This window comes from Rhodoplanes roseus, assembly GCF_003258865.1.
Classification (GTDB): Bacteria; Pseudomonadota; Alphaproteobacteria; order Rhizobiales; family Xanthobacteraceae; genus Rhodoplanes; species Rhodoplanes roseus.
The window spans coordinates 53,668-62,163 of record NZ_NPEX01000005.1 but is presented as its reverse complement, the minus strand read 5'-3'; the positions used below and the strand labels follow the sequence as shown (position 1 = coordinate 62,163).

Annotated in this window: 12 protein-coding genes and 1 pseudogene; all 13 read right to left on the bottom strand. The window is 69.5% G+C overall.

The window, feature by feature from the left end; genetic code table 11:
• Window positions 1-270, bottom strand: a pseudogene (locus CH341_RS01665) (electron transfer flavoprotein subunit alpha); the annotation flags it as partial.
• Between the two features lie 14 nt (window positions 271-284).
• Entirely contained in the window at window positions 285-1,130 is an 846-nt protein-coding gene (locus tag CH341_RS01660) for an electron transfer flavoprotein subunit beta/FixA family protein (RefSeq protein WP_111417293.1), read from the bottom strand.
• A gap of 11 nt (window positions 1,131-1,141) precedes the next feature.
• Window positions 1,142-1,495: a nitrogenase stabilizing/protective protein NifW gene (nifW, locus tag CH341_RS01655; RefSeq protein WP_111417292.1), complete on the bottom strand. Its 354-nt coding sequence runs from the start codon at window positions 1,493-1,495 to the stop codon at window positions 1,142-1,144.
• Window positions 1,492-2,682, bottom strand: a complete 1,191-nt coding sequence (nifV, locus tag CH341_RS01650; protein ID WP_111417291.1) for a homocitrate synthase — start codon at window positions 2,680-2,682, stop codon at window positions 1,492-1,494. The genes nifW and nifV overlap by 4 nt, the downstream gene beginning before the upstream one ends.
• Window positions 2,683-2,695: 13 nt before the next feature.
• Complete coding sequence (gene nifS / locus CH341_RS01645; protein ID WP_111417290.1) at window positions 2,696-3,850, bottom strand: cysteine desulfurase NifS; 1,155 nt, start codon at window positions 3,848-3,850, stop codon at window positions 2,696-2,698.
• Between the two features lie 10 nt (window positions 3,851-3,860).
• Entirely contained in the window at window positions 3,861-4,148 is a 288-nt protein-coding gene (locus CH341_RS01640; protein WP_111417289.1) for a NifU family protein, read from the bottom strand.
• 14 nt (window positions 4,149-4,162) lie between these two features.
• On the bottom strand, window positions 4,163-4,483 hold the full coding sequence (locus CH341_RS01635) for a HesB/IscA family protein (protein ID WP_111417288.1): 321 nt from the start codon (window positions 4,481-4,483) through the stop codon (window positions 4,163-4,165).
• A 317-nt stretch (window positions 4,484-4,800) separates the two neighbouring features.
• Window positions 4,801-5,499 carry a nitrogen fixation protein NifQ gene (locus CH341_RS01630; protein ID WP_111417287.1) on the bottom strand — a complete coding sequence of 233 codons (699 nt, stop codon included), beginning with the start codon at window positions 5,497-5,499 and terminating at the stop codon, window positions 4,801-4,803.
• 4 nt (window positions 5,500-5,503) lie between these two features.
• The gene (gene fdxB, locus CH341_RS01625) at window positions 5,504-5,812 is read right to left on the bottom strand and encodes a ferredoxin III, nif-specific (protein ID WP_111417286.1); all 309 of its coding nucleotides are present in this window, start codon (window positions 5,810-5,812) and stop codon (window positions 5,504-5,506) included.
• Window positions 5,813-5,854: 42 nt separating this feature from the next.
• Window positions 5,855-6,337 (bottom strand): NifX-associated nitrogen fixation protein, encoded by a 483-nt coding sequence (locus tag CH341_RS01620; RefSeq protein ID WP_111417285.1) that lies wholly within the window; start codon window positions 6,335-6,337, stop codon window positions 5,855-5,857.
• Window positions 6,338-6,354: 17 nt separating this feature from the next.
• Window positions 6,355-6,843: a nitrogen fixation protein NifX gene (gene nifX / locus CH341_RS01615; protein ID WP_111417284.1), complete on the bottom strand. Its 489-nt coding sequence runs from the start codon at window positions 6,841-6,843 to the stop codon at window positions 6,355-6,357.
• A complete protein-coding gene (gene nifN / locus CH341_RS01610; RefSeq protein WP_111417298.1) occupies window positions 6,812-8,194 on the bottom strand; it encodes a nitrogenase iron-molybdenum cofactor biosynthesis protein NifN in 1,383 nt (460 codons plus the stop codon). Before nifN ends, nifX begins: the two co-directional genes overlap by 32 nt.
• Before the next feature lie 33 nt (window positions 8,195-8,227).
• Window positions 8,228-8,496, bottom strand: a 269-nt coding sequence (locus CH341_RS35125; RefSeq protein WP_210208151.1) for a hypothetical protein, incomplete at its 5' end; no start/stop codon positions are given.

Sequence of the window (8,496 nt, the reverse complement as noted above, 5' to 3'; positions counted from 1 at the left end):
GAGGTCGGCGCCGTAGCAGGCGGCTTCCTGGGCGGCGGCCTGGGTGGCCTCGCCGGGCGCCCCGATCACCACGCCGGCGAGCTCGACGCCGAGCTTGTCGGCGAGCTTGCGGCCTTCGCCCATCAGCTCCCACGAGACCGGATGGACGACGCCGCGCTCCTGCTCGACGAACACCCAGACGTGCTTGTGGTTCTTGAACCGCTCGGGCAGCTCCTTCTTGGTGTTGGCGCGGCCGGAGGCGGGCGCGGCGGGCTTTGCGGGCTGTGCCATGTCGGTCTCCGGTCTCAGTAGCCGCGCACGAGCGTGGCGAGGTCGGCCTCGAGACGCGGCCGCTGGGTGAAGATCGCCTCGATCAGGGCGTCGGCCGCCTCCGGCCCGCTCGCCTCGACCATCGTGGCCTTCTCGGCCCGGGCGCTCGGCGCGAACACGCGCTTGACCACGGTGGGCGAGCCGCGCAGGCCGCATTTGCCGACGTCGGCGATGCCGGCGTCCTTGGCGCTCCACACGACGATCTCGGCGCGCGCGGCGCGCAGCGCGTCGGGCAGCGAGCCGCGACGGATGTCGTTGGTGCCCTCCAGCATGGTGATCAGGCACGGCAGCTTCGTGCGCAGCGCCTGGACGCCACCCTCGGCGCGACGATCCACCTCGATGCCGCCACCGGCGAGATCGACGGCGGCGACGCGCGACACATAGGTGAGCTGGGCGAGGCCGAGCCGCTTGGCGATGCCAGGGCCGACCTGGGCGGTGTCGCCGTCGATGGTCTGCTTGCCGGTGAAGACGATGTCGACCGGCTCGAACGCCTCACCGATCTTGGCGATGGCGGAGGCCAGCGCATAGCTGGTCGCCAGCGTATCGGAACCGGCGAAGAAGCGGTCGGTCAGCAGCACGGCGCGATCGGCCCCGAAGGTCAGCGCCCTGCGAAGCGATTCTTCGGCCATGGGCGGGCCCATGGTCAGGATCGTCACGGTGCCGCCGTACTGGTCGCGCAGCCGCAGCGCCTCCTCGACGGCGAACAGGTCGTAGGGATTGATGATGGTCGGCACGCCCTGCCGCATGATGGTGTTGGTGACCGGATGGACGCGGATCTGCGCCGAATCCGGGACCTGCTTGATGCAGACGACGATGTGCATGGCGGCCCCGCTCACTTGAGCTCGTCCAACGGAACGAAGTTCTTCGGCGCCTTGGGCTCGACCGCCTCCTTCAGCACTTTGAAGACGCGCTGCTCCAGCGGCGAGGAGGCTACGAACTCCTCGTAAGCACGAGCCAGGACGCTCTGGCAGCGCGCCACTGCGATCGGCTCCGGAATCCCGTCGAGCTCGTCACCCGCCAGATACTCGCCCATCCGCTTGAGGATGTGCAGGCGCGCCACGTTGAGCACCGTCGGGTCGTAGGCGACGCCCAGAACGGTGAAGAACTCCTCGGCCGAGCCCGCCGTCTTCAGCCGCGTCAGCGCGCCAGGTGCGACGACATGACCGTGGTTTCCGCAAGAACTCATTGCAGCCCCTCCTCGACGCGCCGGATCGGATCGCGCACCTCGCGCCAGATGGCGCGCAATCCGTCCTCGCCGACCGGTCCCTTGATGGCGACGGCCCGCTCGCGCACCCGCGCCAGAATGGCGGGCAGCTCGTGCTCCTCGGCCGGAAGCCGCAGGTCGGCGAGCGACATCGCGATCGCCGCGAGGCCCGAATGCTTGCCGATCGTGATCTTGTGGGCGCGACCCAGCAGGCCGGGATCGAGCGCCTGATAGGTGCGGTGATCCTTCAGGAGCCCGTCGACATGAATGCCGGACTCGTGGGTGAAGATGTGATCGCCGACGATCGCCTTGCCGACCGGGATCGGCCGCGCCGCGGCGGCCGCGACCACGGCGGCGACATCACCGAGACGGTCGAAGGCGATCCCGGTGTCGCGACCGTGGAGCTGCTTGAGCGCGACGGCGACCTCCTCGAGCGGCGCGTTCCCGGCGCGCTCGCCGAGCCCCATCACGGTGACCGAGGCATGCGTCGCGCCGGCCTGCACGGCGGCGAGCGTGTTGGCGGTGGCGAGGCCGAGATCGTCGTGGCCGTGGAACTCGATCTCGAGATCCGTCGTCGCCCGGACGGCGGCCACCAGCGCATGCGTGGTGAACGGGTCGAGCACGCTCAGCGTGTCCGCGATGCGGAACCGCCGTGCGCCGGCCGCCTTTGCGGCGGCCACGACCTCGGCCAGGAAGCCGACATTGGCGCGGGACGAATCCTCGCCGCCGACCGCGACCTCGAGGCCATGGCTGCGGGCATAGCCGACCACGTCGGCCAGCATCGCCAAGCCGGCGGCGCGGCCGCCCTTGATCTTGGCGGCGATCTGTACGTCGGACACCGGCAGCGACACGTTGACCATCGACACGCCGGACGCGATCGCGGCGTCGACGTCCTCGCGCCGCATGCGGCACCAGGCGATGGGGGTGAGCGGCAGATCGGCATCGACGACGGCGCGGATCGCCGCGATCTCCTGCTCGCCCATCGCCGGCGTGCCGGCCTCGATCTCGGTGACGCCGGCCGCGGCGAGCGCACGCGCGATGGCGACCTTCTCGGCCGCCGTGAAGGCGACGCCGGGCGCCTGCTCGCCGTCCCGCAGCGTCGTGTCGTTGAGGACGACGCGGGGCGCAGGTGTCTCTCGCGTCGTCGTCGCGGCGAGCGATCGGATCATTCTCGTGGTCTCCTCAGGCGGCCGATTCGAGCTGATCGGCACGCAGTTCGGCAATCACGTCCGGCACGGTCTCGATCACACGATCGATCTCGGCCGCGGTGGTCTCGTGCGAGAGCGAGAAGCGCACCACGCCGCGGGCGAAGCGCTCCGGCACCCCCATGGCCCGAACGACATGCGACGGCTCGACCGAGCCGGCCGCACAGGCCGAGCCGGACGACACCGCGATCCCGCGACGATCGAGCAGACGGACAATCGCCTCGCTCTCGACCCCCGCAAAAGCAATGCAGGCGGTGTTGGGCACGCGGTGCTCGACGTCCCCCAACACCCAGGAGTCGGCGACGCGGGCCAGAAGACCTCCCTCCAACCGATCGCGTAAAAATGCGATCGTCGTATCGTCGCTCGCGGCGGCGAGCGCGCATGCCGTGCCGAGCGCGACAATGCCCGGCACGTTCTCGGTGCCGGCACGCCGGCCACGTTCCTGGGAGCCGCCGATCGTCTGCGCGGCAAGCTTGATGCCGCGTCGGACGTAGAGAGCGCCGATCCCCTTCGGCGCGTGCAGCTTGTGTCCGGACAATGACAGAAGATCAATCATCCTTTCGGCGAGCACCATCGGCACCCGGCCCACCGCCTGAACCGCGTCCGTATGAAACAACGCTCCTGCCGCATTAGCCTCCGCGGCCATATCGGCGACGGGAAACACCGTGCCGGTCTCGTTGTTGGCCCACATGATCGAGACCAGCGCAGTCCGCTCCGAAAGCGCCGCCTGATAGGCGGCGCGATCGATACGCCCGGCAGCGTCGACCGGGATCTCGTGAATCACGAGACCGCGCGTCCTGGCGAGGCTCGCGCAAAGCGTCCGAACGGCGGGATGCTCGACCGCGCTGATGACGATCTCGTCGCGGCCGGGTCGTGCGGCCAGCGCCCCGAGGATCGCGAGATTGTCGCTCTCGGTCCCGCCCGACGTGAAGACGATCTCGTCCACATGCGCTGCGCCGATCAGCGCCCGCACCTGCTCGCGCGCCGCAGCGACGGCGCGCTTGGCGAGCGTCCCGGACTCGTGAGCCGAGGACGGGTTGCCGTAATGCTCCGTCAACATCGGCAGCATCGCCGCGACCACGCGGGGATCGACCCGGGTGGTGGCGTTGTTGTCGAGGTAGACGGCGGTCATCGCGGTGCCCTCACTCGGCTGCGACGACGCGGATCGGGAAGCCGAGCTTGCTCATCAGTCGTCCCTGCACGCCCTGGATCGTGACCGACGCCAGCACGCAGCCGACGCAAGATCCGGTGAGCTTCACATGGACGGTATTGCCCTCGATGCGCACGAGCTCGCAGTCGCCGCCGTGCTTCTGAATGTTGGGCCGCAGCTCGGCGACGGCCTGGGCGATGAGACTGTCGCGCAAGGCCGCGGCGGCCGCGGGGCCGAGCGCGGGAGCAGCGGTGTCGGACGCGGCGGTGGCCTGGTGCATGGCGCGCCCTCCCCTCAACCGAACGACTTGCCGCAGGAGCAGCTCGCCTCGGCGTTCGGGTTGTCGAACGTGAAGCCCTTGCCGGCCAGCGTCTCGGTGAAGCCGATGGTCAGACCGACGACCAGCGGCTGCGACTGCGGATCGACGAAGACCTTCACGCCGCCCGATTCGATCACGGCATCGTCGGGGCGCGGCTCGGCATCGAGACCGATCATGTACTTGTTGCCGGCGCAGCCGCCGGTCTCGATCATCACCCGGAGGCCGGCGTCGGGCTTACCGGCGCGCGACATCGCCGTCCGGACGGCGGCAGCGGCTTCGGTCGACAGTGTGATCATCGGGGGGCTCCATTCTTGCGACGTCACGACTGTTCAGCAACTGGCGTGCCAGCCCGTCCGAGCACTAAAAACCACAATGGCTCAATGACTTTCGAGATCGCGCGGGTTTGTCGGACTGCGCCCGTCGCAAAGCCGACACGCGCCGCGTGTCGCGCGCTGTCGGGTTTGTCGCAAGGGTGATGTTTGTCGTCGTCATGGCCGGGCTCGTCGCGGCCATCCACGTCTTCAGCGCCGAAAGGCTCAAATGCGTGGAGGCCCGCGACGCACGCGGGCCCGACGGCGGAGGTGCTCGGCGCGTGCGAGCGGAGAGCCGCTCTTCAGGACAGCGGCGCCGCCGCGTCGCGGCGGGCACGGGCGAGGCGGCTCTCGCCCGTCTCCTCGCCGAAGCAGGATTCGAAGTCCGCGCAAGCCGAGCAGACCGGCGTGGCGCACATCACAAAGCCGTCGGTCTCGCACATGGTGCGATAGAAGAAGCGCTTCCAGCGCATGTTGCGGACGTTCATGACGGCCAGGGCGCGGAAGTGGCGCATCAGCAGGCGGGAGAGCTCGCCGCGGTCGCGCAGGCCGAGATCCTCCCACAAATGGTTCGGCTCCAGCGCGCGGCGCGCGATCATGGCGGCGAGCAGGCGGCCGTCGTCGCCCTCCTCGGTCCGGTAGGCGAGCAGCAGATCGCGCACCATGGCGACCTCGTCGTCCTCCCCGGCCGACGCGTCGCCCTCGTCCGGGCGGATCAGGGCCGGAGCGCCCGGGAACCGACGATCGATCAAGCGGCGCAGCTCGGATACGGAGACGCCGAGCCGCAGATGCACGGCCCCGCCCTCGGCGACCGCGACAGCGATCAAGGAGGCGAACACATGGGTGTCGAAATCGTCGTCGGCGTGGATGCTGACCTCGGCGGGCCACCAGCCGGTGAGCCCACGATAGATCGCGGCGGCGCTGCGGGCGCCGCAGTTCCGGTCGCGGCAGAAGCCGGGCACGACCGGCTCGATCAGACCCTGCGTCGCCAGCGGGGCCATGGCGTCAGGCCGTCGCGATCGCGGTCGCCGGAACGTGGGTCTGGCAGTTCTTCGGGCAGACCCTGTTGCAGGCGCCGCAGCCGATGCAGTTGCCGGCCTGATGCAGCACCATCACCTTGCGCACGAACTCCTCGTCGTCATCGTCGTCGTCGCCCGAGCAGGCGACCAGCTCGTCCTCGTCGTTGACGCCCATCAGATGCATGACGTCGCGCGCGCAGACCTTGTAGCAGCGGCCGCAGCCGATGCATTTGTTGCCGTCGATCGCGGTGAGATAGGCGGGCTCCCAGGGCGACCCGTCGCGTGTCGTGAACATCTTTCCCCTCCTCGGGCGGCGAACGCCCGTTCGGTCGACGCGTCAGGCGCGCGCGACCTCCGGATACTTTTCGATGATGGCGATGCAGGCCGCGACCTGCTTGGTGCCCTCGGCCGCGAGCGCGGCGAGGCTGTCGAAGCCGAACCGGTGCACGTCGCGCAGATGCTTGGTCAGCACCACCAGACGACCCGTGGTGAGGATCATGCGGCCGAAGCCCTCGTGGTGCATCTTCATCATCGGGCTGGCGACCAGCTTGGTGTCCTGCTCGATGGCGAGGCCGATCGCGCCGTAGAACTGCTCGACTCGCCACAGAATATCGGGGTCCGGATCGCCCATGATGGGCAGGGCCCGGCGCTGATCCTTGGTGACCACGTAGTCGGCGAGAATCTGGGCGTCGGTCTTCCCGTCCCACGAGCCGTAGCTGTCCTGGGCGCGGATCAGCCGCACCAGGCATTGCAGGAACGGCGTCGCCAGCGCCTCGAGATCGGCGACCGCCGGGTCGCGGGCGGTGGTGGTGTCGGTCATGGCGTAGGCTCCGGGGTTCACTCGTCGTCGACGAAGGACGGCTTCTCGGGTCCGGCGCCGGCGCTCGCCAGCACCTTGCGCAGCCACGGCGGCGGCGCGCCGTTCAGCATCACCCGGGTGCGCTCCAGCACGGCGTCGATCGGCTGCTGAGGCATCTTGATCGGATGAATCTTGGCCGAGACCACCTTGGCGGCGGACGGGCCACCGATGGCGACGCAGAACAGGAGGTGGCAGCCCTTGAGGGCATCCACCTTCGGCGTGATGCGATCCTCGCCGTCCGCCTGGTGCTGGCCCTGCTCGTCCGAGACGTTGTCGCAGGTGATGGTCTCGACATGCGTCCAGCCCTGTGCCGTCACGTCGTAGACCACGAAGCAGCGGGCCGAGCCGAAATGGGCATTGAGGCCCTTGCGGTCCTGGGTCGCGATGGCGACGCGCACGGCGGCAGCCGGCGCGATCGGCGTGGATTCGTCCTGATCAATGATGCGCAATCTGCGTATGGCCGTCATGGGTCTCTCCACGATCCCGGAACGGATCGAGACTCTCCGGAGTGTGAACGCGCTGATGCGCCTGGAAGATGTTCGCGGCCTCGATGATCTGGTCGCGAACGCCGTCGTAGAGAATGGTGCGGCGGTGCTGGCTGCCGAGCCGGTCGAAGATCGGAAATCCGACCCGCATCAGCGGCACGCCGAGCCGCTCCGAGGCCTGGCGGCCGTGGCTGTGGGTGACCAGGAGATCGCAGCCCGCCTCGCCCGCCTGCGTCTCGAAGTCGTCGAGGTCGCCGACCGTCACGGCGGCGGCCGGCACCGTCTCGAGGATCTCCGAATGGCCCGTCGTGGTGACGGCCGTGACGACCTCGGCCCCCATCCCGGTGAAGAAGGTCGCGAGCTGATAGAGGTGGTCGGGCTCGGCCGCGACGGCGACGCGCTTGCCGCCGAAATGGAAGTGGCCGTCCAGCATGGCGTCCTGCAGGCGGCTGCGGCCGCGCCGCAGCTTGGCCGGCACGGGGCGCCCGGAGAGCCGCGCCAGCAACGCCACGAAGCGGTCGGCGGCATCGAGCGAGCCGAGCGTGTCGAACACCGTGAAGGGCACGCCGCCGATCGCCGACAGCCGCTCGGCCGCCTTGCGGACATGCCGGCCGATGGCGATGCAATGCGCCGCCGACCCGAGCTCGCGGATCGCCTCGACCGGGGTGCCGCCATAGGTGGTCGGGATCCAGCGCCCCGGCACGGTGCCGTCGAGCGAGCCGGAGATGTCCGGCACGATCACCGGCTCCAGCCCGAAGCTCTCGACGGTGTCGCGCAGGAGGTCGATATCGGCAACCGTATGGTGCCAGCCCGGGATGATCGCGACCTTGTTCGGGTCGGTGCCGGAGGCGGGCTGCACCAGGCCGTCGACCAGCGCCGTCACGGCCTTGGAATAGCCCTCCTCGATGGCGCCCTCGAAGTCCGGCGTGTGGACCAGCAGCACGTCGGTGCCGGCCAGCTCTTCGGCCCGCTTCTTCCGGATCAGCGCGATGTCGCCGGCGAAGTCCTCGCCGCGGGTCTCGACCAGCGCCGTGGTGCAGACGCCGATCAGCTTCGGCTTGGTGCGGTTCTTCAGGTTGAGCAGCGCTTCCTCGAGATGGTCGGCGCCGCCCAGGATCGTCGCCACCTCGTCCATGGCGGTGGTCTGGAGCGGGATCGTCTCCTTGAAGTGGCGCACGAACAGCACCAGCGCGAACGACGTGCAGCCCTGGCTGCCGTGGAACAGCGGCATCGCCTCGGCAACGCCGAGAAACGCCAGCGCGGCACCGAGCGGCTGCGACGACTTCAGCGGATTGACGGCCGCGGCCTTCTGGCTGGTGGCGACCACGGCCATGATCAGCACTCCCCCATCTCAACACTCGCCATCTCAGCACTCGCCCATGTCGTCGGCGTCGGTGGTCTTGAACTTCTTGCGGTGCCGCGCGAGGTAATCCGGATCGGAGCTCTCGACGCGGCTCTCGGCGAATTTCTTACGGTGCCGCGCCGCGAAGGAGTCGTCGGGCTCGGCGGCGTCGACTTGGCTTGCCGGGGCGACTGCCACGCTCTGCGTCACCCTCGCCTGGAGGGGGAGGGTCGACGCGCGAAGCGCGTCGGGGTGGGGTGACAGCGCCGCCGGTGCGTGGGGCTTCACCCCAC

Coding starts and splice junctions, on each gene's coding strand:
- CH341_RS01660 (WP_111417293.1), bottom strand. CDS start 1,130: ATGCACATCGTCGTCTGCATCAAGCAGGTCCCGGATTCGGCGCAGATC.
- nifW (WP_111417292.1), bottom strand. CDS start 1,495: ATGAGTTCTTGCGGAAACCACGGTCATGTCGTCGCACCTGGCGCGCTG.
- nifV (WP_111417291.1), bottom strand. CDS start 2,682: ATGATCCGATCGCTCGCCGCGACGACGACGCGAGAGACACCTGCGCCC.
- nifS (WP_111417290.1), bottom strand. CDS start 3,850: ATGACCGCCGTCTACCTCGACAACAACGCCACCACCCGGGTCGATCCC.
- CH341_RS01640 (WP_111417289.1), bottom strand. CDS start 4,148: ATGCACCAGGCCACCGCCGCGTCCGACACCGCTGCTCCCGCGCTCGGC.
- CH341_RS01635 (WP_111417288.1), bottom strand. CDS start 4,483: ATGATCACACTGTCGACCGAAGCCGCTGCCGCCGTCCGGACGGCGATG.
- CH341_RS01630 (WP_111417287.1), bottom strand. CDS start 5,499: ATGGCCCCGCTGGCGACGCAGGGTCTGATCGAGCCGGTCGTGCCCGGC.
- fdxB (WP_111417286.1), bottom strand. CDS start 5,812: ATGTTCACGACACGCGACGGGTCGCCCTGGGAGCCCGCCTATCTCACC.
- CH341_RS01620 (WP_111417285.1), bottom strand. CDS start 6,337: ATGACCGACACCACCACCGCCCGCGACCCGGCGGTCGCCGATCTCGAG.
- nifX (WP_111417284.1), bottom strand. CDS start 6,843: ATGACGGCCATACGCAGATTGCGCATCATTGATCAGGACGAATCCACG.
- nifN (WP_111417298.1), bottom strand. CDS start 8,194: ATGGCCGTGGTCGCCACCAGCCAGAAGGCCGCGGCCGTCAATCCGCTG.